At 47.4% G+C, this 25,544-nt stretch carries 25 protein-coding genes; 9 read left to right on the top strand and 16 right to left on the bottom strand.

Annotated features, from left to right (window positions below; genetic code table 11):
• Window positions 1-15 precede the first annotated feature (15 nt).
• A complete protein-coding gene (locus tag ACMUEV_RS23895) occupies window positions 16-1,407 on the top strand; it encodes an amidohydrolase family protein (RefSeq protein WP_190653578.1) in 1,392 nt (463 codons plus the stop codon).
• A gap of 58 nt (window positions 1,408-1,465) precedes the next feature.
• Here ACMUEV_RS23895 and ACMUEV_RS23890 read toward each other — a convergent pair whose 3' ends face one another.
• The gene (locus ACMUEV_RS23890; RefSeq protein WP_017286587.1) at window positions 1,466-2,335 is read right to left on the bottom strand and encodes a CNNM domain-containing protein; all 870 of its coding nucleotides are present in this window, start codon (window positions 2,333-2,335) and stop codon (window positions 1,466-1,468) included.
• Between the two features lie 116 nt (window positions 2,336-2,451).
• Between ACMUEV_RS23890 and ACMUEV_RS23885 the strand changes: the two genes are divergently transcribed.
• Complete coding sequence (locus ACMUEV_RS23885) at window positions 2,452-4,251, top strand: DUF3352 domain-containing protein (RefSeq protein WP_190653577.1); 1,800 nt, start codon at window positions 2,452-2,454, stop codon at window positions 4,249-4,251.
• Between the two features lie 135 nt (window positions 4,252-4,386).
• Here ACMUEV_RS23885 and ACMUEV_RS23880 read toward each other — a convergent pair whose 3' ends face one another.
• The 6 genes from ACMUEV_RS23880 to psbB form a co-directional block, all read right to left on the bottom strand.
• Entirely contained in the window at window positions 4,387-4,617 is a 231-nt protein-coding gene (locus ACMUEV_RS23880; protein WP_017286589.1) for a hypothetical protein, read from the bottom strand.
• Window positions 4,618-4,644: 27 nt separating this feature from the next.
• The gene (locus ACMUEV_RS23875) at window positions 4,645-5,808 is read right to left on the bottom strand and encodes an EamA family transporter (RefSeq protein WP_017286590.1); all 1,164 of its coding nucleotides are present in this window, start codon (window positions 5,806-5,808) and stop codon (window positions 4,645-4,647) included.
• 79 nt (window positions 5,809-5,887) lie between these two features.
• On the bottom strand, window positions 5,888-7,090 hold the full coding sequence (locus ACMUEV_RS23870) for an inorganic phosphate transporter (RefSeq protein ID WP_190653636.1): 1,203 nt from the start codon (window positions 7,088-7,090) through the stop codon (window positions 5,888-5,890).
• Window positions 7,091-7,220: 130 nt separating this feature from the next.
• On the bottom strand, window positions 7,221-7,790 hold the full coding sequence (locus tag ACMUEV_RS23865; protein ID WP_017286592.1) for a GNAT family N-acetyltransferase: 570 nt from the start codon (window positions 7,788-7,790) through the stop codon (window positions 7,221-7,223).
• Window positions 7,791-7,912: 122 nt separating this feature from the next.
• A complete protein-coding gene (locus tag ACMUEV_RS23860; RefSeq protein ID WP_017286593.1) occupies window positions 7,913-8,008 on the bottom strand; it encodes a photosystem II reaction center protein T in 96 nt (31 codons plus the stop codon).
• A 63-nt stretch (window positions 8,009-8,071) separates the two neighbouring features.
• Window positions 8,072-9,601 (bottom strand): photosystem II chlorophyll-binding protein CP47, encoded by a 1,530-nt coding sequence (gene psbB / locus ACMUEV_RS23855; RefSeq protein ID WP_017286594.1) that lies wholly within the window; start codon window positions 9,599-9,601, stop codon window positions 8,072-8,074.
• A 347-nt stretch (window positions 9,602-9,948) separates the two neighbouring features.
• On the opposite strand from psbB, the gene ACMUEV_RS23850 reads away from it, so the two are divergent.
• Window positions 9,949-10,335 (top strand): 2Fe-2S iron-sulfur cluster-binding protein, encoded by a 387-nt coding sequence (locus tag ACMUEV_RS23850; protein WP_415354684.1) that lies wholly within the window; start codon window positions 9,949-9,951, stop codon window positions 10,333-10,335.
• Between the two features lie 52 nt (window positions 10,336-10,387).
• Complete coding sequence (gene psbM / locus ACMUEV_RS23845) at window positions 10,388-10,501, top strand: photosystem II reaction center protein PsbM (protein WP_017286596.1); 114 nt, start codon at window positions 10,388-10,390, stop codon at window positions 10,499-10,501.
• Window positions 10,502-10,563: 62 nt separating this feature from the next.
• Here psbM and ACMUEV_RS23840 read toward each other — a convergent pair whose 3' ends face one another.
• On the bottom strand, window positions 10,564-11,004 hold the full coding sequence (locus ACMUEV_RS23840; protein ID WP_017286597.1) for a hypothetical protein: 441 nt from the start codon (window positions 11,002-11,004) through the stop codon (window positions 10,564-10,566).
• A gap of 212 nt (window positions 11,005-11,216) precedes the next feature.
• On the opposite strand from ACMUEV_RS23840, the gene ACMUEV_RS23835 reads away from it, so the two are divergent.
• From ACMUEV_RS23835 to ACMUEV_RS23820, 4 genes are all read left to right on the top strand, one after another.
• A complete protein-coding gene (locus tag ACMUEV_RS23835; RefSeq protein ID WP_017286598.1) occupies window positions 11,217-12,044 on the top strand; it encodes a photosystem II manganese-stabilizing polypeptide in 828 nt (275 codons plus the stop codon).
• 370 nt (window positions 12,045-12,414) lie between these two features.
• Window positions 12,415-13,188 (top strand): RNA polymerase sigma factor SigF, encoded by a 774-nt coding sequence (locus ACMUEV_RS23830; protein WP_017286599.1) that lies wholly within the window; start codon window positions 12,415-12,417, stop codon window positions 13,186-13,188.
• A 58-nt stretch (window positions 13,189-13,246) separates the two neighbouring features.
• On the top strand, window positions 13,247-14,182 hold the full coding sequence (locus tag ACMUEV_RS23825; protein WP_348251540.1) for a hypothetical protein: 936 nt from the start codon (window positions 13,247-13,249) through the stop codon (window positions 14,180-14,182).
• A gap of 98 nt (window positions 14,183-14,280) precedes the next feature.
• Window positions 14,281-14,913 (top strand): DUF6391 domain-containing protein, encoded by a 633-nt coding sequence (locus ACMUEV_RS23820; protein ID WP_017286601.1) that lies wholly within the window; start codon window positions 14,281-14,283, stop codon window positions 14,911-14,913.
• Here ACMUEV_RS23820 and ACMUEV_RS23815 read toward each other — a convergent pair.
• On the bottom strand, window positions 14,910-15,809 hold the full coding sequence (locus ACMUEV_RS23815; RefSeq protein WP_017286602.1) for a 4-hydroxybenzoate solanesyltransferase: 900 nt from the start codon (window positions 15,807-15,809) through the stop codon (window positions 14,910-14,912). The two genes, ACMUEV_RS23820 and ACMUEV_RS23815, sit on opposite strands and share 4 nt — an antisense overlap.
• Window positions 15,810-16,001: 192 nt before the next feature.
• On the opposite strand from ACMUEV_RS23815, the gene ACMUEV_RS23810 reads away from it, so the two are divergent.
• Entirely contained in the window at window positions 16,002-17,645 is a 1,644-nt protein-coding gene (locus ACMUEV_RS23810; protein WP_190653575.1) for a Ppx/GppA phosphatase family protein, read from the top strand.
• Window positions 17,646-17,788: 143 nt separating this feature from the next.
• Here ACMUEV_RS23810 and ACMUEV_RS23805 read toward each other — a convergent pair whose 3' ends face one another.
• The 7 genes from ACMUEV_RS23805 to ACMUEV_RS23775 form a co-directional block, all read right to left on the bottom strand.
• The gene (locus ACMUEV_RS23805) at window positions 17,789-18,442 is read right to left on the bottom strand and encodes a PIG-L deacetylase family protein (RefSeq protein ID WP_017286604.1); all 654 of its coding nucleotides are present in this window, start codon (window positions 18,440-18,442) and stop codon (window positions 17,789-17,791) included.
• Between the two features lie 23 nt (window positions 18,443-18,465).
• Window positions 18,466-19,254, bottom strand: a complete 789-nt coding sequence (locus tag ACMUEV_RS23800; protein ID WP_017286605.1) for a glucose-1-phosphate cytidylyltransferase — start codon at window positions 19,252-19,254, stop codon at window positions 18,466-18,468.
• Between the two features lie 26 nt (window positions 19,255-19,280).
• Entirely contained in the window at window positions 19,281-20,597 is a 1,317-nt protein-coding gene (locus tag ACMUEV_RS23795; protein WP_017286606.1) for a DUF4910 domain-containing protein, read from the bottom strand.
• A gap of 5 nt (window positions 20,598-20,602) precedes the next feature.
• Entirely contained in the window at window positions 20,603-21,535 is a 933-nt protein-coding gene (locus tag ACMUEV_RS23790; RefSeq protein WP_017286607.1) for a phytanoyl-CoA dioxygenase family protein, read from the bottom strand.
• A 77-nt stretch (window positions 21,536-21,612) separates the two neighbouring features.
• Window positions 21,613-22,950, bottom strand: a complete 1,338-nt coding sequence (locus tag ACMUEV_RS23785) for a UDP-glucose dehydrogenase family protein (RefSeq protein WP_190653574.1) — start codon at window positions 22,948-22,950, stop codon at window positions 21,613-21,615.
• Entirely contained in the window at window positions 22,950-24,083 is a 1,134-nt protein-coding gene (locus ACMUEV_RS23780) for an NAD-dependent epimerase/dehydratase family protein (RefSeq protein ID WP_051077844.1), read from the bottom strand. The genes ACMUEV_RS23785 and ACMUEV_RS23780 overlap by 1 nt, the downstream gene beginning before the upstream one ends.
• A gap of 131 nt (window positions 24,084-24,214) precedes the next feature.
• The gene (locus ACMUEV_RS23775; RefSeq protein WP_190653573.1) at window positions 24,215-25,447 is read right to left on the bottom strand and encodes a class I SAM-dependent methyltransferase; all 1,233 of its coding nucleotides are present in this window, start codon (window positions 25,445-25,447) and stop codon (window positions 24,215-24,217) included.
• Between the last annotated feature and the right edge of the window lie 97 nt (window positions 25,448-25,544).

The following is a 25,544-nucleotide window of genomic DNA, read 5'->3' as shown; positions in this document are numbered from 1 at the left end:
TTGGAGTAATCGTTTATGTATAACGGCATATTAGTCATCGATGCCGATGCTCATAAGCTTGAAAATCCGCTCGTAATTCGCGATTATATTGAACCTGAATATCGCGATCGTGTGACATTAATTGTTGATAATCTCGGCGATCAACGGATGCGCATCGTCGATTTCAATCCGGCAACCGGAAAAAATGATTTGGTGCGGCTGTTCCCGCAACCTCAAGGACTCGGAAAAGGTGGATTCCGGAATCTGCATCCCGAAACGACGTTGGGTGCTGTGTTTAATCGCACGCGACTTGAGCACATGGATCAAGAAGGGGTCGATGTTCAAGTCATTTATGGCACTTGGAATCTCAGTTTTGGCAGTTATCTCGATCGAGATTTAGCCGTCGCGCTTTGCAAAGCCTACAACAACTACATTGCCGAGGATTGTAAGGGCTACGATAACCGCTTGAAAGCGATCGGCGTTTTACCGATTCAAGATGTGCAAGAGTCGGTGAAAGAGATGCATCGCTGCGTCGAGGAATTAGGCTTAATTGGGGTTGCAGTGCCTCCGAATATTGCCATTCCCCATCCAAAAGCGCCGGAAGCGTTTCCCGAAGTTCGGACTTGCAAGACGATTTCGCATCCCGACTTTGAGCCGATTATCCAAGCTGCGGTTGAACTCGATATTGCCTTGGGCATTCATGGCGGGCCTGGGTCTTACATGGTGGGCGGACTCTCGGATCACACCGAAACTTTCGTGTTGAGCCATATTTTCGTGCAGCGAAACCAGCAACAGTTAGCACTGGCTCGGATGGTCTTTGACGGTGTGTTTGAGCGCTATCCAACCTTGAGAGTTGGCTTCCTAGAAGGCGGATGCGGTTGGCTGCCCGATTTGGCGCATTCTTTCCATGAACATTGGGAAAAACGGATTCGGGACTTTGATCCGAAGCATCCTTATCGTCCTTCCGCACTTGAGTTTACGAAGCTGATGATTCAAGAGCAAGGGGCGCACAATAGCAGCAGCATTGTGACCCAAGCGAAGAACTTGTTTGATCTGCTGTGGACGAAGCAGCACGATCCCACCAAGATCAATGATGCTAGCTTGTACGAACACTTTGAGCTGAAACATCGCGATCCGATGGAGTACTTCGAGCGTGGTCAAATCTTTACGTCGTTTGAGTCTGACGATCCGGCTCCTGCTTATCTCCCTACCGCGATGGGTGAGATGGGTAAACGGCTCGCTTGCTTCTCGGGTGACTACGGTCATTGGGATGGCGTACTGCGAGACTGCGTGAAATCGGCAGCTGAAGTGACGAACTATGATCGCGATCACCTCGAACTCTTACTGAGCGGCAATGCTTTAGCTCTGTATGGCGATCGCTTGAGAAAATCTCTGCCACAAAGAAGCCTCGCAGGCGCGATCGCATAGCCTCTTAGACCTCCGATTAGAACTCCGAGTCTTGACAAACTCGGAGTTTTTGCACGTTTTAAGAGCGCGTAGCTAGTTCTTTCTCACCAATTTCAGCGATCAAAGGACTCGTCACGCGCCGAAGTAAAATCTTCTCGACCTGATTTTCTACCACTCGCGTTGCTTCCAGTTCTAGCTCTCCCCACTGAAGGCGATCACCTGTTGTGGGAACCCGTGCTAAATGATGCACCATGAATCCCGCGATCGTCCGATACGCATCACTTGCAGATAAGCCTAAATCAAATTGCTCATTCAGTTGGCTCACCTCCACCGTCCCAGCGAGCAAGATCGAGTGAGCGTCTTTCGGAACGAGCGCATCCTGATGATTTTCTTTCTGAGTAATCCGCCCCGTTAACAATCGAACGGTTCCATTCAGAATCACGAGCGCTGGAAAGAAGAGATAAAAGCAAAATTGCAGCGGACGAATCAGAAACAGTGCTGTTCTTTCTGGCGCATGAGCCGCTAATACTTTTGGAACCAGTTCACCCAGTACGATTTCGACATACGTAACAATCAGAAATGCGATCGCAGTTGCAATCGTATGCGTCGTGATCATCGCAGGCAAATGCGCGATCGGGAGTAGCGCAATCCACGGTTCGATCCAATGCACGGTCGCCCCTTCCCCCAACCAACCCAAAACCAGACTACCCGCCGTTGTCCCCGTCTGCGTTACCGATAAATATTGCCCTAAATTGTTTTGGGCATATTGAACTTGCTGTGCTGCACGATTGCCTTGCTGCGCTAAATGATCGATTTCGCCTTTTGCAGCCGATACGATCGCGAGTTCTGCCGCCACGAAGAAGGCAACCGCTAGCACAAACAGCAGCAATACTAGCAAACGGAGAAGTGTCTCAGCCGTTTCAATTTCAAATGTCTCTAAAGTCGTCAAATCACCGCTCCCGTACGCTTTTTGGGAATTCTATTTGTGTAAAGATTACTGAAGTTTCTCAGTAATTTCATCCTCATCGCGAGGATCTAAATTAATCGCAATATTCACGTGAACTCATGTTGCTAAAACGATCTGCGCTCTCAACCCTGGCTGTATTGAGTCTAGCCAGTTTCTCAGATTTGTCGGTTCGTCCTGCTCAAGCGGTGACTGCGCCGACTCCTGTCGTTGCCCCCCTGACTCAGCCAACCCGGATCTCTCTCTCGACAATTCTCCCGTCTGAAACACTCGGAGTCGTACTCGTCAACACGCAAGATGATCGCTGGCAAGAATTAAGCCAGTTTCAGTTGTTCCCCGACGGATTTGCATTTCCAGGCAGTCTGCTCTATCCCACTGAAAAAGATGCAAGTTTCGAGAAAGATATTAAACCCTGGCTAGGCGAGCAGTTTGGAGTTGCCTTTCTTTCAGCGAAAAGCATCGTGACGATTTCCGATGTGAAAGACCCGGCAGCTTTGGCGCAATATGTCGATCGTGTTAAAAAAAGCCGCAAGAAAGCCCCGAAAGAAGCGCAGTATAAAGGCGTGACGATCCTGGAGTTTGAAGCAGAAAAAATACCGATTCAAGCTGAGCCTAAAGCGACTGTCAAGAAACCTCAGCCTGATGCACCTGACCCTGATTCAGAAGACTCAAGTTTCGTTCCGACTCAACCCAAATTTGCGATCGCGGTTCTTCCCAATCATTTTGTCAGTTCAACTTCAACGGAAGCGATTCAAGAACTGCTCGATGCACAAGGCAAGCTGAGTGAAAATCCTAAGTTTCAAAAATTTCAGCAAAACCCGAAAGCGCTTAAATCGATCGTGACGCTCTATGGCGAGTATGGCAAATTTCTCAAAGCGTTTACTCAACTCAATCAACAGCAGATTGAAGAACTGACCAAGAAAAATCCCAACCTACCTGTGCCACCCGTGCTCGATCCGAGTTTACTGGATCCATTGGCAAAGTTTTATGACACCGCCGAAGGCTTTGTCTGGGCAGAATCCACAGGATTACGCGCGCAATTCGCAGTGAATTTGACTCAATCTGTTCCAGAGAATTTGTTAACTCCGTTGACTACTCGCAATCAGATTCTCAGTCGCCTGCCAGAAGTCAATTACATGATGTCCAATAGCCAGAATTTAGCGCTGTATTGGCAAGCATTGACGCTAGGACTAGAATCGCAGCCATCCTGGAAGAAAAACTTGGAACAAAGCCGGAAGTGGATGCAGGATTTCATTGGCGTGGACGATCGCGATATTTTCCCTTGGATGAATGGAGAGTACGCGATATTTGCTTATCCGACTCGCCAAGGATTTATTCCCTCGATTTCGCCAGGGTTAGACATTGCCTTCGGCATGATGGTGCAAACAGACGATCGCGCTGCCGCCGAAGCGGGATTAAAGAAATTCCAGGAGTTTGTCACCCCTCGTTTAGGGCAAGCGCTCGTCCATCAATCTACCCTGGCAGGTCAACCTGTCACGAGTTTTGGATCCATTGAGAAAGGTCGATCGCTGAATTTCTTAAGTCATGGTTGGACAGATGAGCAGACTTTAGTGATGTTATTTGGAGGCGGATCAATGAGCGAGTTTAGCCCGACACCGACTCGGACTCTACCGCAATCTGCCAACTTTAAATCTGCGATCGCACCCTTCCCCGATGCGAATTTAGGCTATTTCTATGTCAATCAAGGCGCATTCATGAGCTTTTTGAACACTGCGGCGTTTCCGATGATATTTGGTGCATCGAGGTCAAACAATCCATTTGCCACGCAGCTTCAAGATAGCTTGAGTAGCATTCGGAGCATTAGCGGCGCGAGTTCGATCAAAGACAATCAAGTGCAATTTGAAGGTTTTCTTTCACTTGCATCGCGATTAAATCGCTAAGTTGAGCGATCGCGCTACATTTCGACTTTGCTCAACACTCTAGATCCGAGGTCTTCACAGGTTGAGCAGAGTCGAAATTCGAATTCCATGAAAGATAGAGAACAATTCGCTTCTCTCATCTCCAATTTGCGAACATTAGAGCGAAGTCATCTTAATTCCCATCACACCCCAGGCCCGAAAAAATTGCCGATACAATTCCTGCCCTGCCTCAGTGAGATCTCCATCTTCGCCAATCTCACCACCCACAATGAAAGTTCCACGATCGCTTTCAAAACAAAGTCGTTGCACCCCAGACTCATCGGTCTGAATTCGCAACGACCCATTCGCTAAAACTTGCCCAGATCCACTTGAAACCGCAAATCGCATCACATTATTTGAGTAACACCTTTCCCATTATGCAGATTTTGCGGTCTTTCTCATCCGCTCAAAGCTCAGAGCAGTGACCCCGATCGTCACAAGCAAAATTCCAGCAATTTGTACCCAATCTAACTTAGTACGGATGATCACAGCGGCTAGCAACGCTGTTAACACAGGACCACTCGATGCGATGATCGAAGCTTGTGCCGCCCCCATATAGCGCACCCCGAAATTGTTCGAGAGGTATCCGACGAGAGTGAACGCCCCCAAGACTAGACCTCCCATGAATAATCCAGGTCTGCCCGTCGCTGAAACTGCAACCCCTAATTGAAGTGGTAAGGATAGACTCACACTCGTACAAACGAGCACCGTGAGAAATTGCACCACACTGACGGGAACCGGATGCACTTTGCGAAATCCAAGCTGCATCAAAATTAAATACAGCGCGAATGCCGCTCCGGAGAATATGGCAAAAAACACGCCTCCGCCCAATTTTGCGACCATTAAACTGGGAATAGCTGTCAAAATTACACCCAACAAAATCAATCCCATCACGACAACCCGCAGACGAGTTGGTCGATCGTTAAACAACCACCAAGCGAGGGGAACCGTGAGCAGTGGATACATAAATAGAATCGTGACCGCAGCACCTGGTCCAATTTGTGCGATCGCAATATAAATCAGAACTTGTGACAAAAACAGAAAAACACCGCTGCCGATAATGTGCCAAAGCGGACGACGATCGCGCTTCAGCAGGACTTTCTGAAGATCTTGCCAAACTGGAGGGTAAAGAAATCCCGCAATGCCAATCATCAAAGGCACGACCACCAGCATTCGCATCCAGAGAATCAATAACGAATTCCCGATTGTCGGCTGGATAAAGCCACCCGCGGAGAATAGACCAAATAATCGAATCGGTTGCCCGATCGTGATGCGGACAATCACGTTATGAATCGACAGCGCAAAAGTCGAAAGCAAAACGAGCCAAAGCCCCAACCTTAATTTTGATACTTTAGGTTTTTGGGGCTTGAGAGAAAGCTGAGATTGAGACCGTAACTCTTCAACCTCTTTCCTCAACTGCGCATTCACCTCGCGCAGTTCCGTAATTTCCCGCCGATCGGTGCTTGCACCAGATGTAGCAGAAATCTCTTCATTTTGATTCGGTGGGCGCGAATCACCCCATGATTGCTCTTGCTCCATCGGTCTTCACCCTTGACATCCGGCTGTAGATAACTTCACAACCTATAGTGCCCAGTGAAGAGTTGATAAACTCTATTGTCTAAAATTCAATGAAAGTCGTACGCAAAATCAAAAATAAAATTCCGCTGAGCACAGCAGCAATGGGAATCGTCACAAACCAAGTTAAACCGATCGATCTCAGAGTTTGAAACTGAATGCTTTTCATGCCTTGAACAAATCCCACTCCAACGACACCGCCCACTAGAGCGTGAGAAGTCGAAACCGGAAATCCCATACGAGAGGCAATCAATATTGTGGTTGCTGTTGCGAGTTCTGCACAAAGTCCGCCGCTAGGCTGCAAAGGAATAATTCCTTCTCCAATCGTTGAAATGACTTTTTTCCCTAAGACGGCTAACCCTGCAACGATGCCAACTCCACCAAGTATCAAACTCCAAACTGGAATCTGGAAGTTTTCTAACGGCAAGTTTCCAGTTTGCAGAATGTAGACGATCGCGGCAAAGGGTGCGATCGCGTTGCCAACATCATTTGAGCCATGAGCAAACGCGACAAAGCAGGCACTGACCACTTGAAATTTAGCGATCGTCGCTTCTACGGTCTGTAAATTTTGGAATCCATAAACGGATAACGTTCCGATTCCAATGACTCCAAGCATGAGTGAAATAGATGGAATCGGTAAATGAATAATAGTTTGAATCGGTTTGGCGATCGTCGGAAAGACAATCACACCGAAAACGCTAATCAATACGGCACTGAGCCAGGGAATCCATTCTTCGAGTTGATGAGGTCGATCGAGAATCCATTGTTTGATCAAACTGTAAAAAACAGCCGCGATCGTGCCACTCACTAAGGGAGTGATCACCCAAGTGAGAGAAATAAGACCGATCGTGCTCCAATTGACAGCAGTTTTGCCGAACGCGAGATAGCCAACTCCAGCGATCGCGCCGACAGTTGCATGAGAAGACGACACGGGAAATCCAAACACTGTGGCAATATTCAACCAAACTCCTGCGGCGATTAAGACCGAAATCATCCCAATCAGCAAGATTTGGGGCGTGAATTGGGCGGGATTGATGATGCCTGTAACGAGTTTCTGAGAAACAGTTTGACCAAACAAGACTGCGCCCGTGAATTCTAGAGTTCCTGCAATGATTAAGGCCTGTTTGAGCGTGACAGCTTTAGAACCCACCGAGGTTCCCATCGAATTTGCAACATCATTCGCGCCCAGATTCCATGCCAGATAGAATGCTAGAAGACTCGTAATGAGCAAGACAATCTGATCCATTTCCACGTCAATTTCCTCAGGGCATGAACAGAAGCTAATTCAACGCAGGCACCCTTGGCGGGTTCTAAACCTCAAGGAGCAGCGAATTGTACACGGCATGGGACGCTAACAGCAAGTTGGGAAATTCAGATTAAGCCTCTCTTGCATGTGTCGATCGCATTTCCTTACGCAACAGCATCCGTCTTGGCTTTCCTAAAAACCAATCCCAACTCAACTGAATTTCCTCCAATCGATACCCCAACTTGAAATACAATGCTTTCGCTGCCTGATTCGTCTCTAGAACGTGCAGATAAATCTGGCGATAGCCCCAACTTTCTACATAAGGCTCACACGCCAATAACAGCTGTTCTGCAATGCCTTGCCGCCGGAATTCTTCTCTCACCGCCAAATTTGACAAATAAATATACTGGCTCGTTTTCGGTTGCCAAGGATTGGCGCTGCGTATCCCCACCTCCACCGTTCCCACAATTAATTCATCCCGATGCGTCGTATCGATCGCGACGAGACACGCATAGTTTGAGGTCATTGAGCGCGCTCGACTCCGCAAATCCTCATAAATTCCTACTCGAATAATCGCACCCAACCAGGGCAAAAACGGCGGATACAGCGGAAAACTATCCACCAAAATTCCCGCAATTTCGTTCAAATCCTGCGGCTGCACAGCCCGAATTCGATAGCGAGTCGGACTAGAATAATCCATTTGACGCGAAGAAACGCTCACAAGCTCAGATAACCCAACCTTCACATCCTAAATCACCCTGCCCAAAATCAGCGCAAAAAAGAACCCGTCTTGAGTCAAGACGGGTTCTTTCACAGAAGGATTTACTTACCAATTCTCGGAGGTTCGCGGAATGCGATCGCAAAAAACAAAACTCCGATCGCCAAAGCCAAAATCAAAATATACGCTGCACTTTCCATGATGGTGTCCCAACAAAAGAATCGAACCGGGCCTAAGCAACCTGCCTAGACCCGTTAAACCATTTAGACAGGTTCCCGAAGCGTGGTCTTATCACCCACTTTCGCAAACCGTCCCCATTCGACTTGTTCTTCCGACAAATCTGGGTCAACCCCAGCAAACACATCCCGGAAAATCGTCCGAGATCCGTGCCAGATATGACCAAAGAAGAACAACAATGCAAAGACCGCATGACCAAACGTGAACCATCCACGCGGGCTAGTCCGGAATACACCATCCGAATTCAATGTTTCACGATCGAATTCAAACGGTTCACCCAACTGAGCCGCACGCGCAAAGCGTTTGACCTGCGCTGGATCGGTGATCACCTGACCATCCAACTTTCCACCGTAAATGCTTGCCGTTACACCTGCTTGTTCAAAGCTGTACTTCGACTCAGCCTTACGGAACGGAATGTCAGCGCGGATCACGCCATCTGCATCTTGAAGCACAACTGGGAAGTTCTCAAAGAAGTTCGGCAAGCGACGCACAAACAACTCACGACCTTCGCTGTCCTTGAACACCGGATGTCCGAGCCAAGTTTGAGCAATCCCGTCACCCTTGTTCATTTGACCTGTACGGAACAAACCACCTTTCGCGGGGCTGTTACCGACATAGTCATAGAACGCCAATTTCTCAGGAATTTGGTTATACGCTTCTGATAAGCTCGCGCCATCCGCTACTGCACCCTGAACTCGACGATCGATTTCCTGGCGGAAGTAGCCGCTATCCCACTGATAACGAGTCGGACCAAACAACTCGATCGGAGTCGTCGCATTGCCGTACCACATCGTTCCTGCAACCACAAAAGCCGCAAAGAACACAGCCGCGATACTGCTCGACAACACCGTTTCGATGTTCCCCATTCTCAAAGCGCGATATAAACGCTCTGGCGGACGGACACTGAGGTGGAACAAGCCTGCAATAATGCCGACAATTCCCGCCGCAATGTGGTGTGCGACGACCCCACCTGGATTAAACGGATTAAATCCAGACGGTCCCCATTCAGGCGCAACAGGCTGAATATGCCCTGTCACCCCATACGCGTCCGATACCCACATTCCTGGACCAAACAATCCAGTCAAGTGGAACGCGCCAAAGCCAAAACAAAGTAATCCCGACAAGAACAAATGAATCCCGAACATTTTCGGCAAATCGAGTGCAGGCTCACCTGTACGCGGATCGCGGAAAAGTTCCAAATCCCAATAAACCCAATGCCAGCAAGCTGCTAAGAACAGCAAACCTGATAAAACGATGTGGGCAGCTGCAACGCCCTCAAACGACCAGAAGCCTGGATCGGTGACGGTTTCACCCGTAATGCTCCATCCGCCCCAAGAAGAAGTCACGCCGAGTCTTGCCATAAACGGCAGCACGAACATGCCTTGTCTCCACATAGGATTCAAAACTGGATCGCTAGGGTCAAAAATCGCAAGCTCATAAAGCGCCATTGATCCCGCCCAACCTGCAACCAGTGCGGTATGCATCAGGTGAGTCGCAATCAACCGCCCCGGATCGTTCACCAGGACTGTGTGTACGCGGTACCAGGGTAGTCCCATTGACTACTCTCCTCCTCTAAATTACGTCTACTGCAACGCTTCTTTCAGCCTTTTGTTAAAGTGCCTAATATGGGTAACTTTACCAGATAAGGCATCCTGTCCCCCCGCCGTTTCTGATGATCCAGCTATTCCTTGGAACGTTGAATCGGCAGTATGACAAGGAATTCATAAAAAATGAAAGTGTATAAAGAAGTGTAACCAGTGTTAGAAACGATTGCAAGCGAATATGAAATCGCCTGAAATTCCGACGACTCGCCCGTTTCACTTCTTAATTATTCTTAACTTTTGGCGCGATTTGAGTTACAAATAGAGTGGATACTAACCCTTATCTCTTTAAGAGGAAGACTATGCAACCCGCCGATACTGACCTCCAAGCGATTTCTGAAGTCCAACCTGAAGAAGGGATGAGCGCTGAACCGCCGAAACCTGCGTTTCAGTCTGCCAGCATCAAATTCATCAAAGAAGACAAAGAAGTCGTTGCGGCTCAAGGGGCAAATTTGCGGATTAAAGCGATCGAGAATCAAGTGGATCTCTACACGCTCGGTGGCAAGCTCATGAATTGCGGGGGGTATGGACAATGCGGCACTTGCATCGTTGAAATTGTCGAAGGGATGGAAAATCTCTCGCCTCGAACCGCCTTTGAGGAGCGTAAACTCAAGAAAAAACCAGCGTCCTACCGTCTTGCCTGTCAGGCGCTAGTCAACGGCGAAGTCAGCGTAAAGACGAAACCCTAATGAGTGGTATCCTGAAAAGTGTTGATGCCGAGTTTAGAAGGGATCGGGCTTTATGCAAGTTAATGAATTAGGATTTATTGCGTCGATTTTGTTTGTGCTTGTGCCGAGCGTGTTTTTGCTGATTCTCTATATCCAGACCGCTAGCCGTCAACCAAAAGACGAGTAACAAAACTTTACAATTTCACTCAGAAAAAGCGCTAGGAGTTTCATCTCTAGCGCTTTTTACTTTTATTCAGGCGAATCTAAGCTAGATTCAGCCAGCAAATTATTCAGAAATTCTTGTAGCCGCATTCGATGGATATAGGGCCACCCGCCACTGGCTTCAATATCTTTCAGCAACGCGTAAAGCGCCTGTCGATTACTGGGCAAAGACTCTTGAAAGAATCCTTCACGGATTTCACGATGGAGGGCTTCTAAAACTCTCAGCAATGCCAGCAACGCGATTCCATCTCCCCGCGAGTTTTTTGCAATCGTCCGAATCTCTTGGGCAATTTGATCGAGATCGCGCGATAGCGCCTCCGAATTCGAGGCATATTCTCTAAACATCACATCATCATCATTCATGCAATTCGTTCCTAGCGTAGGGGCGCAATCTAATACGGTACTGCTTTTCGAGCATTTCGTTCGTTCTTCGTAAGCAGCCGAATCGCGCCGAATCGACTTTTCCACACATGCGATCGCGGGCGATTCTTAAAAAGTTTACGAATATCTGTAAAATGCTATGAGAGGTTCGATCAGAGCCACTCCAGAATTTATTAGAAACTCCATGAGATCTGACAGCAGTTTAGAGCGCCCTTCTAAGAATCACTCTCCGAGATTGACTTCTTTGAACTCCCGCCCGAACGCACTGGCAGAAATTTGACATTACTTTGAGGTTGACCATGAGGTATCGCGCTTTTATTGTGACACTGTTGGCGTTCTGCCTGAGTGTTTTGACCGCTTGTAGTGAAGCTCCCGCTGCCAGTACGGAAGGCTTAACCTACGAGCAAATCCGTAACACGGGCTTGGCAAATAACTGCCCCCAAATCGAAGCCACCTCTCGTGGCTCTATCCCGATTGAGAGCGGCAAAACCTACTCAATCACTGGATTGTGTCTGCAACCCACATCTTATTTCGTCAAAGAAGAAACGGCGAGCAAGCGTCGCGAAGCTGAGTTTGTCCCGGCGAAGTTGATGACTCGCTATACTTCCTCGATCGATGCAGTTTCAGGAACCCTAAAATCGAACTCTGATGGTAGCTTGACCTTCACCGAAGAAGATGGTCTGGACTTCCAAGCGATTACCGTTCAGCTTCCTGGGGGCGAACGCGTGCCGTTCTTGTTCACGATTAAAGGTCTAGTTGCAACCACCGATCCGGGTTCTTCGAGCATCAACACGTCAACCGACTTTACCGGCGAATTCCGTGTGCCCTCCTACCGGACATCCAACTTCCTTGATCCGAAAGGTCGGGGTCTGACCACAGGCTATGACAACGCAGTTGCACTTCCTGCTTCGGCTGACTCTGAAGAATTGAGAAAGGAAAACGTCAAGCGTTTCCAGTTGGATAAAGGCACTATCTCGCTGCAAGTTGCAAAAATCGACAGTGCATCGGGTGAAATTGCAGGAACCTTTGAAAGCGATCAACCCTCAGAAACCGATATGGGATCGCGTGAAGCAAGCGAGGTAAAAATCCGTGGATTGTTCTACGCACGAGTTGCACCTGCAGCGTAATTACCGATAATCAGATCCACAACTTAGTGCGATCTCAACTCAAAATATTCAATTTTATGGGGCAGATAGCCCCATTTTTATTATTTATTTTTTGATAAAAACAAGTTTTAATCTTAATCAGAAATTCGTTAAAAATTCGTTAAAAAAGTGACCAAGATCACGGTAGACAGACGTTCCGTGGAAATGCAGTTGTAACAAATTCGCTGGAAGAAATAAGTTTTATGTGTCATGAAAAGTGAGCAAGAAACGCGGTTTCATTATTTGTTCACTTTCTCTAATGTCTTTCCGGTGTGATTCCTACCCTCACAGTTTGAATCAGCAAAACGGTTTGATTTCTTCTTGAGCTTTTGCGCCAACCACTGAATTCGTCATGCCTAATCTTGTGTCTACCGACCTCAAAAGTGAAACCTTAGAACTGCTTCATCAATATCAAACGACCGCAACTGCTGCTATTCGTAATCAATTGGTTGAATTGAATATTGGACTGGTGAGAAAAGAGGCTCACCACTGGATGAATCAGTGTACTGAGAGTTACGACGATTTGCTCCAAGTTGGGTGTATTGGGCTGATTCGAGCGATCGAGCGGTTTGATATGTCGAAAGGTCATGCATTTAGCTCATTTGCAATTCCCTACATTCGAGGAGAAATCCAACACTACTTACGGGACAAAAGCCCTTCAGTCCGAATTCCGCGCCGTTGGCAAGCGCTACAACGTCAAGCCACTCACGTGATCCGTGACTTTCAAGCAAAAGAGCGGCGGCAACCCACCGATATTGAGATCGCTGCGATATTGGATATCTCGATCGAGGAATGGCAGGAAATTCGGCTCTCGGTGCAAAATCGCGCGCTGCTCAGTTTAGATGCTCCTGTCGGCGACGAAGAAGGCACAGCATTTTTAGGCGATCTCGTTCCTGATTCACGGTATCGGAGTTTCCAACTGGCTCAAGAAGATCAAATTCGGCTGCAGCAGGCACTCGTCCAATTAGAACAGCGCACTCGTGAAGTGTTGGAATTTGTTTTTCTATATGACCTGACTCAGAAAGAGACAGCGGAGCGACTAGGAATCAGCGCTGTGACGGTTTCACGCCAAGTGAAAAAAGGGCTTCAGAAACTGCAAAGCATCATGGTTTGCAGCGAAGCTTAATCCCAGCTTCTCTAAAAATTCGCTCAAAAATTAGCAGCGAGTAAAAAACCCATCGGATTTGGGCACACTTGCACTAACTGAATCGTTCTCTGCTGCGGGTCAATTTCAAGCTTGTACTGCGAACGGTGATCCAGGCGAATTTTTAAGTCGAATTTTTGGAGTGGTCATGAGCAAGCGGTTTACACAGCAAATCACAGCACGAATCCCGAAAGGGACGCTGGTACTTTGCGCGAGCGCATTAACAGTCTGGATAGGCGGATGTACGGTGGGTGAAGAGCCAACTGTTACGAGCGCCAGTCCTTCTCCAGCGGCATCGCCTTCGACCCCAACCCAGGCTTTTGCAAAACCCACTGTTCCAGAGAAGGATAAAGACAAGAAAGACGCAGCGACAGGTAAAGCAGGCAAGGTCGCAGGGCTGCTGCAATCAACTGACCCAGCAGAACGGGCGAGACAAGTTCAACGCGGCATCAATACCAAAGGCAAAGATCCATTTTCTAGCATTCCGCCGATCGTCTCGTTCAAAGTTCCCATTAAACTGCCTGAAACTGCGAATCAACCTGCTGTCAGCCCGAATGTTGGAGATCGCTCGATTGCGAAACAACCTGCTGTTGTATCCCGTCCAAATCCGAAGGTCGTGGCTGCAAAATCGCCAGAGCAATCCCCCATTAAAGCACTACCACCTCTGCCAGATCCGACTCTTGCGAAATCGGTGCAAGTAACAGGTGTGATTGTTGTTGCAGGTGTGCCTCAAGCCATTATTCAGGCTCCCAATGAGGCGACAAGCCGTTATGTTCAAGCAGGGCAACGCATTGCAGGTGGACAGGTCTTAGTCAAGCGAATTGAAATGAATGGAGGGTCTGATCCGCTCGTGATTCTGGAGCAAAATGGCATAGAAGTGGCTCGTGGAGTCGGCAGTCCTGTAGTCGCACCAAATTTGCCAAGCGTTCCACCTGCACCCGCAGCAGCGGTTCCAACTTCAAATCTTTTCAGCTAAAAGTCGCAACGATTTGCAACAGCCGCCCTGCAACTTCAGCAAACAAACGCTAGAGTTGAGACACTAACTTCTCTAGGATTGTCTGAAGTTGCTTTGTTATGACTGCAAATGCTTCTGAGTTCGATGAGTTTTTGAATTTTTTCCTCCCAACTCCTCAAGTGGCTCAAGACACTGAGTTGCTTAGGAAAATTGGATTTCTTCCAGGATTGAAAGAAATGCTGACGGTGCGCCAAGTTCATGCCCTAGAGCATGCCACTGTTTGGATTTTGAGTGGATTACCCGATCGGCGTAGCTCACCGCAAACTGATTGGGAAGACAATAGCGGTTTAGGCGGATTATCAACCGAGCAGGGATTTTATCTCTATGGGCAGGCGAACACGGTTGATGTCAGACGGGCTGTAAATCAAGCGTTGTCCCGAATTACGCATGGAGAATGGAATCTCGCAGTGCATCCACGTTGTGGAACAAATCTTTCAGTCGGGATGTTGTTAACGGCTGCGATCGCGTTTGGGTTCCATTTGGTATTGCCTCGCACGCCGATCGAGCAATTGTTAGGATTCGGAGTGGCTGCAACGACTGCCGCACAACTAACCCCAGAGTTAGGACGCATCGTCCAGCAGTACATTACAACCGCAGTACCCTTTAACTTGAGGGTTCGAGAAGTTTCGAGCGTGCAGGACAGTTGGGGTCGTCCGGCTCACTTCGTTCGAGTTGAGTGGATTGATGTCTAGATTCCAGCAATCATGCCGCCTAAGAGAATAAAGCCGATCCAAACGTTCTGCTTGAAACTGAAAGCGTAAAACGAATGGGGGATTGTCGGTTGGGTGAGTTGATAAGATTGCCATGCCCAAGTGATCGCGCTGCACCCTAATGCGCTCCAGTACCAGACATTTAATCCCATTACTACACCGAGTTTCGCAAGAATTAATGCGGTTCCGACGTAGAAGGCAGCGATTGCGTAAGGCGCGTATCGACCGAAGAATAAGGCGCTTGATTTCACACCAATTCGTTTGTCGTCTTCGCGATCGGACATGGCATACACTGTGTCAAATCCCAACGTCCAGAGAATTGTTGCGCCCCAGAGCAACCACATCGGTTGAGTCAGACACACTAAATTTGATGTATCACGGCAACTGACCGCACTCCAACTAATCAGAACTGCAAACCCCCACGCGATCGATAACACTAACTGCGGGACTGGAAAAACTCGCTTCGCGGCTGGATACAGCAAAATGACCGGGACTGCGGCAACACACAGCCAGAATGTGAGTGGATTCAGAAAAACTGTTAATCCGGCAGCACACAAGAGTGAAATTAGCCCAACGCCAATTCCAACCTTGACAGAAAGTGCTCTTGAAGCCAAAGGACGATCGCGAGTCCGTTCGACATGCGGATCAATATTGCGATCCCAGAGATCATTTGCAACGCAACCTGCTGCACTGGTCGCTAAAGTTCCTAGAATAATAATGCCGACTAATAATGCCGGTGGTTTGCCTTGTGCAGCCAAGACCACAGCCCACAGAGCCGGAATCATTAAAATGAGTCGTCCTTCAGGCTTGTGCCAGCGTAGAAGTCGCGCAATCACGCGCCAAGTCGGTTCTGGAGATTGATTCGGCTGAGTCCACATAGAAAATTGGTCAATCGCAGGTCTATAAAAGAACTTAGCGCGGTTTTTGTGTAAAGATCCGCTGAATTGCTCAAGATTTGAGGTAAAACCTTAGTTTAGAAGTAGTTCGATCGCTTTTGTTCACGTCAGACGTTTGGTGTTCTCGCTCTTGCCTCTAATAGCCCTTTATTCGATCGCAGTACGTCTAGTCTCATGGTTAACTCCATTCCGAAACCCCAGAATAATCCGGTGACGCTTCCCATCATTCCTCCTGATCAAGACCGCATCCTCGCCGCAATCGATGTCGGAACGAATTCGATTCATATGGTGATTGCCCGCATTCAACCTCATTTACCTGCGTTTACGATTGTTGGACGAGAGAAAGCGACCGTGCGATTGGGAGATTTTTGTAAGAAAACGGGGGAATTGTCAGAAGAGGCAATGGATCGCGCAATGGCAGCCCTCCGACGATGTCAGGATGTCGCCAAAAGTGTGAACGCCGAACATGTGATTGCGGTCGCGACAAGTGCTGTCCGCGAAGCCCCGAATGGACAAGCATTTCTGCAACGAATTGAGAATGAGCTTGGACTTTGGGTCAATTTAATTTCAGGAGCGGAAGAGGCGAGGCGGATTTATCTCGGTGTGCTGTCGGGGATGAGCTTTGATAATCAGCCGCATGTGATTGTAGATATTGGGGGCGGTTCAACTGAGCTAATTTTGGGAGATGGGCATGAGCCTCGCACCCTTAGTAGTACCAAGGTGGGCGCGGTTCGACTGACGGCTGAACATATCAAAACCGATCCAATTAGTTCAACTGAATTTTATGCGCTACAGGCTTATATTCGGGGCATGTTGGAACGATCGATTGAGGATCTCCAAGCCCATGTCAAACCTGGAGAACGTCTGCGTATGGTTGGAACGTCAGGCACGATCGAAACTTTAGTCGCACTCAATGCACGCGAGAAATTTGGCACAGTTCCAACTCCGTTGAATGGCTGCGAAATGTCCGTAAAAGATTTGCGCGACTGGGTGAATCGGTTACGGAAAATGAGTCTTTCAGAGCGTTTAGTCATTCCCGGATTAAATGAGCGGCGAGCAGAAATTATTTTGCCTGGAGCGATGATTCTGCTGGAAGTGATGATGCAATTAAAAGCGGACTCGATCGTCATCTGTGAGCGATCGCTGCGAGAAGGCGTGATTGTGGATTGGATGGTGGCACATGGGCTGATTGAAGATCGGCTACGCTATCAGAAATCGGTTCGCGAACGAAGTGTCTTCAAAACAGCACAGAAGTATCAGGTGAATCTAGCGCACAGCCAACGAGTTGCAGAATTTGCCCTAAGTTTATTTGATCAAACTCAGGGCAAACTGCATACTTGGAGCGAGGAAGAGCGAATTTTACTTTGGGCGGCTGCGATTCTACACAACTGCGGGCACCATGTTGGACATTCTTCGCATCACAAGCATTCTTACTATCTGATCCGACATGCCGAATTGTTAGGGTTTACGGAAATGGAGATTGAAACGATCGCAAATCTTGCTCGCTATCATCGTAAGAATGCACCTAAGAAACGTCATGAAACCTACCGAAATTTAACGAGCAAACACCATCGGCGAGTCGTTGAACAATTGCATTCATTGTTGCGTTTAGCAGTTGCCCTCGATCGCCGTCAAATCGGAGCCATTCAATCGATTGAATGTCGTTTTGATGCAGTTCAACGCAGTTTTCAGTTGCTTATCACCCCGACTCAAGCCGATGATCCTTGTTCGCTAGAATTGTGGAGTTTGGATTTCAAAAAAGGGGAGTTTGAGGCAGAATATCACGTCAAACTGACACCGATTTTGCAAGCAAATTAAGCGAATCAGTGAACAACTACATCTTGATAGTTATCAAATTGAGTCATCTTGCTTTTTTCAGTTTGATGAATACGATCGCAGAAAGTCGATAATCAATGACCATCAGGCTTTCTGCTTCATTTCAGAGGTTCGTGAAAATGTGATCAAAACACTAACTTGCGACTGTAAAATGCCTCTGCAAACTTACTGGGCGCATTCGATTCAATTCCTCGGAGCCGCATGATGGCTTGGAACGTATCTTCAGTGAACCACTGACGTTTTTTCTGCGTTTCAAACACTTCCATCAGCGTTTGAATCTTGCGATTGCAAATTTCTTCGCTAACGGGAACGTAGAAATTTGGATTCCCAATATCCCCGTCATACTTGGGAATTTCGTATTCCAGAACGAAATGATTCCGATAGCTATTCCAAGTGAGATCGGAAATCACGCGGTGATCTTGGTGAGCATCATGCTTGTAGTGCGTCAGGATCAGATCGGGTGAAAATGCTTGGCTGAGTTCGTTAAAGTACTCCTTGATTTCAGTACCCACGAATGGAAAGAAACTGTTGCGGAAGTTTTTGACAACAATGTTCTCAACTTTCGCACCTGCTAAAAATCGATCTGCGCTCTCGAACGCTTCTTTCGATCGCACTTCGCTAGAGCTAAACACAACCCAGTAAAAGATTGCGTTCGGATACTCTTCGATTAGTTTCAAAATCGTGCCACCGCATCCGATTTCAATATCATCGCAGTGTGCGCCCAGACACAGAATCCGATATTCAGCGTCTTTTCCTCGATCGAACATCAACTTCAGCATTTTCACCTTCTCAGATTTGCAACTTAGAGCGTTTTGCGGGTCTTCCAAACTTCCCAGGGAGGATTCCCTTGAGAATACATATCATCCAAATTTTGCTTGTCTCTGAATGTATCCATACAAGTCCAGAAGCCATCATAGTTGTAAGCAACCAATTGCTCTTTCTCAATCAAGCGCTGGAATGGCTCAATCACTAGTTCCTCACCAGGCTGCATGTATTTAAAGATTTCGGTCTTGAGCGCAAAAAATCCACCATTGATGCGTAGATCCGCATTGTTCACATGTTCAATGCTCTTGACTAATCCATCTTCTTGAGTAGAGACAACGTGGAACGTCTGAGTCGGCTTCACAGAGAGGAAACTTGCAACTTTGTCATGTCGCATGAAGTGATCGATGAAGTCATCAAGCGGCAGGTTGCTAAGTCCATCGCTGTAGTTGGCTAAGAACATCTCTTCGCCTTCGAGATACTTTTCAACTGCTTTTAGGCGCTGTCCGATGTTAGAAGACAACCCAGTATCAACAAAGGTGATCCGCCAGTCGTGAATGTCACTCCCAATCATTTGAACTTGCTTGCCGCCTGCGGATAGCACGAAGTCATTGGAGAGGCATTCGTTGTAGTTCAAAAAGTACTCTTTGATATAGTCTGCTTTGTACCCCAGACAGAGAATGAAATCTTTGTGTCCATAGTGAGCATAGTATTTCATCAAATGCCACAAGATAGGACGATACCCGATGTTGACCATCGGTTTGGGAACTTTTTCCGAATAGTCTCTCAACCGAGTGCCTAGACCGCCACAAAACAAAACAACTTTCATGCAGATATCCCTCTTAATGAATTTTCTCAGTTAGCCGATTCCTTCAACAGATGAGTCTCGATCAACGCATCTGCGACTTGCTTAATCACGTCAAACTTAAATCCTGATCGCTCTGCAATGTCAAGCAATGAATGTTGTCCATCTGACAAATTCAATGTCCACAGTAATGCAAGCTCATTCAATCCAGTTCCAGAGGAACCTCCTATCGATCGATAGAGTCCCCGTTTACCGAGTTGAGGTTCACACTTCGGATTCTGGTTTACATAAATCTTATTGTGCTCTAAGACTGACAGCACTCCTAAGCATTTCACAAAGGAGTCTGCGAGGCATTCAGACTGGATAAAGTCCAAGTTGTCTGCCGAGGTATGGTACTCCGGGAACTTACTATTGGGCGATCGCATAAAGCAACCCACAGGCAAATTAAACCCGGGTGAGCAAAACTGCCGCTCATCATAGCCATAGGGCAAGAAATCGATAATGTTGTGATCCTGCTCCGAATGGCTCAGAACATGGGTGACAGCTCGATCGACTTCTGCATTCCCCTGCCGACTTTTCTTGTAGGTTGACTTGCCTGGATCGCCTAGACAACTCAGGACTAAACCATGCTTAATGCGATGGACTTGATCTTCGTTTTGACTTAACCAAGTAATTGACCCAATCGTGGCTGGAATGAAGATGAAGCGGTAGGAATAGCGGCGAGCAACCTCACTCAAGGCTTTAGCAAGATACACCGCGATCGCAATTCCTGAAAGATTGTCATTTGCTAAAGATGGATGGCAAGCATGACAAGAGACTAAGACTTCATCTTCGACTTCTCCAGGTAAGTAGTACTCCCCATAGGTTAAGTTTCCAGCGTCTAAAGTTGAGTCAATACAAACCTCATACTGATCCTCTGGTAGGTCGAGCAACTGCTGATGAGTTAAGCAGAACCCCCAGGTATCTTTGTAGTAAGACGTACGATACGGAATCCAATCTGGATGCTCAGGCAAGCTAAATAGATGCGGTTTTAAGGCTTCCAGCGACATCGTTTCATGAACTGGAACACTGTAGTTCACAACATGCAGATTGTGCTGTTTAAAGTCAATGACGCGCTCCCCTTTAGAGTTTTTGACGTAAGCATCTCGGATATTCCATTCACGCGGCACTGTCCAATCAAACACTTGTGTTCCAGTGGGCACTTCATACCGCTTGAGTGGAATAAATTGCTCGATTTGACGCAACGTTTCTCGGAAGCCATCGCCCGTAATGCTACGACAGATGGGATATAACGTAGTCGCAAAGCGATGCAGATCTTCACCGATCGCTTGGGGATCAAGCACTGTTTTGAGGTCAGTAATGTTCATTGGCTCTAATAGGCAGCGAGAGCAACAGGCGGTTGAAACACTAACTCGCCTTCAGGCGGAGGAGTATCTTCGTATAAGGCAACAACTTCTTCAGGCAGCTGAGCGAGATCTGTCGCTCGCATAAAGTCTCTGAGCGCAGTTCCAGTAGAAGCATTATCGATATTTGGTGCGCCTTGCTTGGCAATGAGATCATCGAGATGAACGGTTCTGAAATCGATACTAAAACGGGTGTGTCCAGAAGTATTTGGCACAGTTGAATGCATCTGTGCGCCAGAGAACAATAGAACTCCACCGACTTCGCAAACTAGACGAACTTGTGGATCGATATCTACAAATTCTTCGGCACGAGGCTGAAAACGAGTGTCTTTCTTCACATGCTGAGCAGCATTCTTACGACCTGTATTGTTGTACTCGTAGTAGTTAAATCCACTAGAGCTATTTTTCACAGCCTGGTTCCAGTATTTTGGATGGAATGCCATTGAGCTTTCTGACTCAAATTCATAGACTGGTAGCCACCAATTGACTTGGCTTGGAGGCGCACAGTACCAGGTATCTCTGTGAGGATGAAAAGGATATCCGACTCCTGCTGTGAGATAGGCGTGACTCGTAATGATTTTTAAGCGAGGTACATCAAAATATGTTTTCTCTAAGTCATAGCCATACTCTTCCAGAATCTTCTGAATGAGCTGCTTTGACTTGGGATGATGGATAAAACTAGGCTTAAGTGACGCAGCGATCGCGACAAATTCTTCGACGCTTAACTGATGTTGTGCTTGAGTCGGATCGAGTGGAGCGAATGCCGCTGCAATCATTTGACGCGCATGTTCACAGAGCGCCAACATGCTAGGGCGAGGAGAGTAAAGAAATAGCTGACCATTGTAAAGGCGATCGCGTCTAACTTCGTCACTCACCGGGGAATCGAAATAAACGGTGTGCATAAGGGTTCCTTACTTCAATTGTAACCAGGGTCAATCCTTGATCGAGCGATTATCTTGATCAAGGATTGCTGTCTTGCTTAAAGTCCAATGCCTTCGTATCGTTGGATCGAATTCTTATCCAACATTCGGCGACCATCCACAAAGACGGGCTGTGGATCAAATTGAGCAATCAGTTCGGGAACGGCTTTGAACTCATCCCAACGAGTCACAAGCACGATCGCATCAACATTCTCAAGGACTTCTTTCAAGCTATTGCAAAGTTCAGCCTCTTCTGGGCGGATCAACTTTGCTGCTTCTGAATTTGCAACCGGATCATAAGCTTTGAGGGATGCATTCTGTGCTTTGAGTGCTTTGATCAAGGGAATTGCAGGCGTTTCGCGCATGTCATTCGTATTCGGTCTAAATGACAGACCAAGAATTGCAATCTTCACGCCATCGAGTGACGGAAAATGCTTGTTCAATCGGGCAATGACTTGCTGCGGTTGAGATTGATTGACTTGAATGACTGCATCTAACAAGGGCATCGGACTTTGATACTTCTCACCATGAGCGATCAAAGCTTTCACATCTTTGGGGAGACAGCTTCCACCAAATCCGCAGCCTGCGGCGAGGAAGCTAGTAATGGGCGGAACAACACGCTCGCCATTGGGCAGCACGGTTGTCAAGTAACGACTGTTATGGACGCCTTTCATGACTTCCACAATGTCGGTGTTGCCAATTGCAGAACACAGATTACCAACTTCATTCGAGAAAGAGATCAACAGCGCCAACAATGAGTTTGACGTGTATTTGATCATCTCTGCAGTGGAGTTGTTCGTTCTTAAGCGATCGACATTCTCAAATCCCGTATAGAGTGCGTCTAGCATATCGATGCTTTGTCCATCAATCCCGCCGAGCACAATCCGATCCGGGTACATAAAATCGTCGATCGCTTCACCTTCGGTGAGAAATTCCGGGTTCATTCCCACACCAAAGTCAACACCAGCTTTCTTACCTGAAGCGGCTTCGAGAATCGGGAGAACCACTTGATCAGTTGTTCCAGGCACAACAGTACTTTTGACAACGACTAAGTGATAAGTCGATTTATCCTTGAGTGCTTCTCCAATCTGCTGAGCGACTTGCTTCACGTAAGTCAGATCGACCTCTTTACCGTCAAATGGAGTTCCCACAGCAATGAGTGAAAGATCTGTGTCGAGAATCGCTTGGCGGAAATCAGTCGTGGCTTTGAGCCGAGTGTGAATGTTGCGCTCTAATAGTTCATTCAATCCAGGCTCATAGAAGGGAGAAACGCCCTGATTGATCTGGTCTACTTTTGATTGATCGACATCAACACAGAATACTTGATGTCCTTTCTCTGCAAAGCAAACGCCTGAAACTAAGCCAACATAACCTGTTCCAATAATTGAAACTTGCATTATGCATCCTCCGCTTCTTGATTGCCTTCGTACCAAATCAGCGATCGACGTAGTCCTTCTTCAATCCCGATCGTTGGATTGTAGCCGAGATGAGTTCTTGCTTTCTCAATGACAGGACAACGGCGAACCGGATTGTCAACCAGATAGTCCTTGTCTTCGCTCACTTTGCGAATCACTTGACCTTCGTATCCAAACAGTTCTTTCGAGAGCGCAACGACTCTTTCAGCGAGTTCTAGAACTGAGATTTCAGGGGTTTCGATTCCGATATTGTAAGCTTCGCCTGCGTGACCTTTGACGAGAACTTTGTAGTAACCCGTGATCGAATCCGCCGAATAACAAAAGGTACGCTTTGGTGAACCATCCGAAAGCATCGTGATATCTCGACCACTGAAGACATCGCGTGCAAAGTCGGGAAGTAAACGTCGATCGGTAATTTTCAAGCCAGGTCCGTAGTTGTTGAACGGACGGGCAGATTTAATCGGTAATCCGTACTGTTGAGCAAAGTTCACACACAGCGTTTCGCCATAGCGCTTCGCTTCGTCATAGCAGGCACGAGGTCCCGTACAGGAAACATTCCCCCGGTAGTCTTCAGGAGTTGGGATGTTCTCTGGAGTCGGATCGCCGTAAATCTCACTGCTCGAGAAGAATAGAAATCCGCCAACTTCTTTACCTTGATCCTTCTGATTTTTGAAGTATTCCAGCAGATTGCGAAGTCCGTTGACGTTGGCATCCATGGTGCCGATTGGATCTCGGCGGTAGAACGTGGGAGACGCAATCGAAGCTGCATGAATGATGTACTGGAAGTCGCCCATATCTGCGGGCAACGGTTGAGTCATATCATGCTTGAGTAAGGTCAAAGTTGGATCATCTTTGAGATCCGTTAGCCAAGTCGGAACGCCTCGTGAATAGTTATCGTAGACTGTGAGGCGAATTTGCTGGGCTGATTCTTGCTTCTGGTTCCAATGTAAAACGGCTTGGACAAAATAGTAACCTAAGAAGCCTGCACCACCGGTAATGAGTAGATTCTTGCCTGCCATCGTGCCAAACTCTTCAGTGAGGTTGCCACAGATATAGTCAAGGTCTTGAGCGATGATGTCTTTCGTACGGAGTCGGGTTTGGGTTGGGTTAGTCATTAGTTTCTCTTCGTTGAGGCTCGCGCCTACACTACTTCCACTCATAAATCGATTTGAACAACGGTAGAACTCAAAGCTCATCAAGAACACAAGACTGGCAAAACTCGCATCAAAACTCACACCCAAAAGTGCTAGGCGTAAATTTTGACTTCAGGAATAGGAACCACGAACTGACCGCCCCATTCACGAATGTAAGAGACTTGCTCCATCACTTCGTCTTTGACGTTCCAGGGAAGAATCAACAGATAATCGGGTTTTGTTTCTCGGATCTTGTCCGGAGAGTAGATGGGGATATGGGTTCCAGGCGTGTATTTACCTTGCTTATAAGGATTGCGATCGACCGTGTAGTCCAGAAAATCAGTCCGGATACCACAGTAGTTGAGCAAGGTGTTTCCTTTTCCAGGCGCACCATATCCTGCAATGGTCTTCCCTTTCTGCTTGGCAGTGATCAAGAATTCCAGTAATTTGCGCTTGGTTTCTTTGACTTGTTCTGTGAAATGAGAATAGGTTTCGAGTTTGTCGAATCCAGCGGTTTTCTCACGTTCTAACAGTTCAGTCACACGATCGCTAATCGGCTTCGATTCGTCGTCGGTGTGGCGCGCGTAAATCCGCAGCGATCCACCGTGAATTGGGATTTCTTGCACATCAAACAATGTCAGCCCGTGGAATGCAAAAATGCGATTTACCGCCATGAAGGACAGATACGAGAAATGCTCGTGGTAAATCGTGTCAAATTGATTCTCTTCCATCAGCCGCATCAGATGCGGAAACTCCATTGTGATGACGCCGTCTGGCTTCAGCATAATCTTCATGCCACCGACAAAATCATTAATGTCGGGAACATGTGCCAAAACATTGTTACCTAGAAGCAAATCAGCTTTGCCGTCGGCAGCAAGTTCGGTTGCAGTCTGCACACCGAAGAACTTGTTGACTACGGGAATGCCTTTGTCTTTTGCAACTTGCGAGACGTTGACTGCAGGTTCAACGCCTAATACGGGAATGCCTTTTTTGTGGAAATACTGCAACAGATATCCATCATTGCTGGCAATCTCAACCACTTTACTCTGAGCATTGAAGCCGAAGCGCTCAACCATTAGATCGCTATAATCGCTAGCATTCTTGAGCAGCGCATCAACATAGGACGAAAAATAAGCGTACTCAGTAAAGATGTCCTGGGGACTCACGAACTCCTGCAATTGCACTAGAAAGCAATTCTCACAAACATAAGTATGGAGTGGGTAAAACGGCTCCATCTCGTTTAATTGCTCAGGAGTGATATGGGTTTGGCACAGTGGCGACATTCCCAAATCAACGAACGTATGATGCAGTGGTGAACCACAAAACCGACAACTCGAACTACTCATAAACTTTCTGCACCTCACGGCATCAGGACGCTAAAATCACAGTCCATGGAGCTTGACCTCGATCAGAACTCATGGACTCAAGCAGACGTTGCCCCTG

Source organism: Leptolyngbya sp. FACHB-1624 (assembly GCF_047649235.1).
Taxonomy (GTDB): Bacteria; Cyanobacteriota; Cyanobacteriia; order Leptolyngbyales; family Leptolyngbyaceae; genus Leptolyngbya; species Leptolyngbya boryana.
This window is presented reverse-complemented; position numbering and strand designations above follow the sequence as displayed.

Coding starts and splice junctions, on each gene's coding strand:
- ACMUEV_RS23860 (WP_017286593.1), bottom strand. CDS start 8,008: ATGGAAAGTGCAGCGTATATTTTGATTTTGGCTTTGGCGATCGGAGTT.
- ACMUEV_RS23800 (WP_017286605.1), bottom strand. CDS start 19,254: ATGAAAGTTGTTTTGTTTTGTGGCGGTCTAGGCACTCGGTTGAGAGAC.
- ACMUEV_RS23865 (WP_017286592.1), bottom strand. CDS start 7,790: ATGGATTATTCTAGTCCGACTCGCTATCGAATTCGGGCTGTGCAGCCG.
- ACMUEV_RS23790 (WP_017286607.1), bottom strand. CDS start 21,535: ATGCACACCGTTTATTTCGATTCCCCGGTGAGTGACGAAGTTAGACGC.
- ACMUEV_RS23835 (WP_017286598.1), top strand. CDS start 11,217: ATGAGGTATCGCGCTTTTATTGTGACACTGTTGGCGTTCTGCCTGAGT.
- ACMUEV_RS23850 (WP_415354684.1), top strand. CDS start 9,949: ATGCAACCCGCCGATACTGACCTCCAAGCGATTTCTGAAGTCCAACCT.
- ACMUEV_RS23895 (WP_190653578.1), top strand. CDS start 16: ATGTATAACGGCATATTAGTCATCGATGCCGATGCTCATAAGCTTGAA.
- psbM (WP_017286596.1), top strand. CDS start 10,388: ATGCAAGTTAATGAATTAGGATTTATTGCGTCGATTTTGTTTGTGCTT.
- ACMUEV_RS23810 (WP_190653575.1), top strand. CDS start 16,002: ATGGTTAACTCCATTCCGAAACCCCAGAATAATCCGGTGACGCTTCCC.
- ACMUEV_RS23820 (WP_017286601.1), top strand. CDS start 14,281: ATGACTGCAAATGCTTCTGAGTTCGATGAGTTTTTGAATTTTTTCCTC.
- ACMUEV_RS23795 (WP_017286606.1), bottom strand. CDS start 20,597: ATGAACATTACTGACCTCAAAACAGTGCTTGATCCCCAAGCGATCGGT.
- ACMUEV_RS23780 (WP_051077844.1), bottom strand. CDS start 24,083: ATGACTAACCCAACCCAAACCCGACTCCGTACGAAAGACATCATCGCT.
- ACMUEV_RS23815 (WP_017286602.1), bottom strand. CDS start 15,809: ATGTGGACTCAGCCGAATCAATCTCCAGAACCGACTTGGCGCGTGATT.
- ACMUEV_RS23775 (WP_190653573.1), bottom strand. CDS start 25,447: ATGAGTAGTTCGAGTTGTCGGTTTTGTGGTTCACCACTGCATCATACG.
- ACMUEV_RS23880 (WP_017286589.1), bottom strand. CDS start 4,617: ATGCGATTTGCGGTTTCAAGTGGATCTGGGCAAGTTTTAGCGAATGGG.
- ACMUEV_RS23830 (WP_017286599.1), top strand. CDS start 12,415: ATGCCTAATCTTGTGTCTACCGACCTCAAAAGTGAAACCTTAGAACTG.
- ACMUEV_RS23875 (WP_017286590.1), bottom strand. CDS start 5,808: ATGGAGCAAGAGCAATCATGGGGTGATTCGCGCCCACCGAATCAAAAT.
- ACMUEV_RS23785 (WP_190653574.1), bottom strand. CDS start 22,950: ATGCAAGTTTCAATTATTGGAACAGGTTATGTTGGCTTAGTTTCAGGC.
- ACMUEV_RS23805 (WP_017286604.1), bottom strand. CDS start 18,442: ATGCTGAAGTTGATGTTCGATCGAGGAAAAGACGCTGAATATCGGATT.
- ACMUEV_RS23870 (WP_190653636.1), bottom strand. CDS start 7,090: ATGGATCAGATTGTCTTGCTCATTACGAGTCTTCTAGCATTCTATCTG.
- psbB (WP_017286594.1), bottom strand. CDS start 9,601: ATGGGACTACCCTGGTACCGCGTACACACAGTCCTGGTGAACGATCCG.
- ACMUEV_RS23885 (WP_190653577.1), top strand. CDS start 2,452: ATGTTGCTAAAACGATCTGCGCTCTCAACCCTGGCTGTATTGAGTCTA.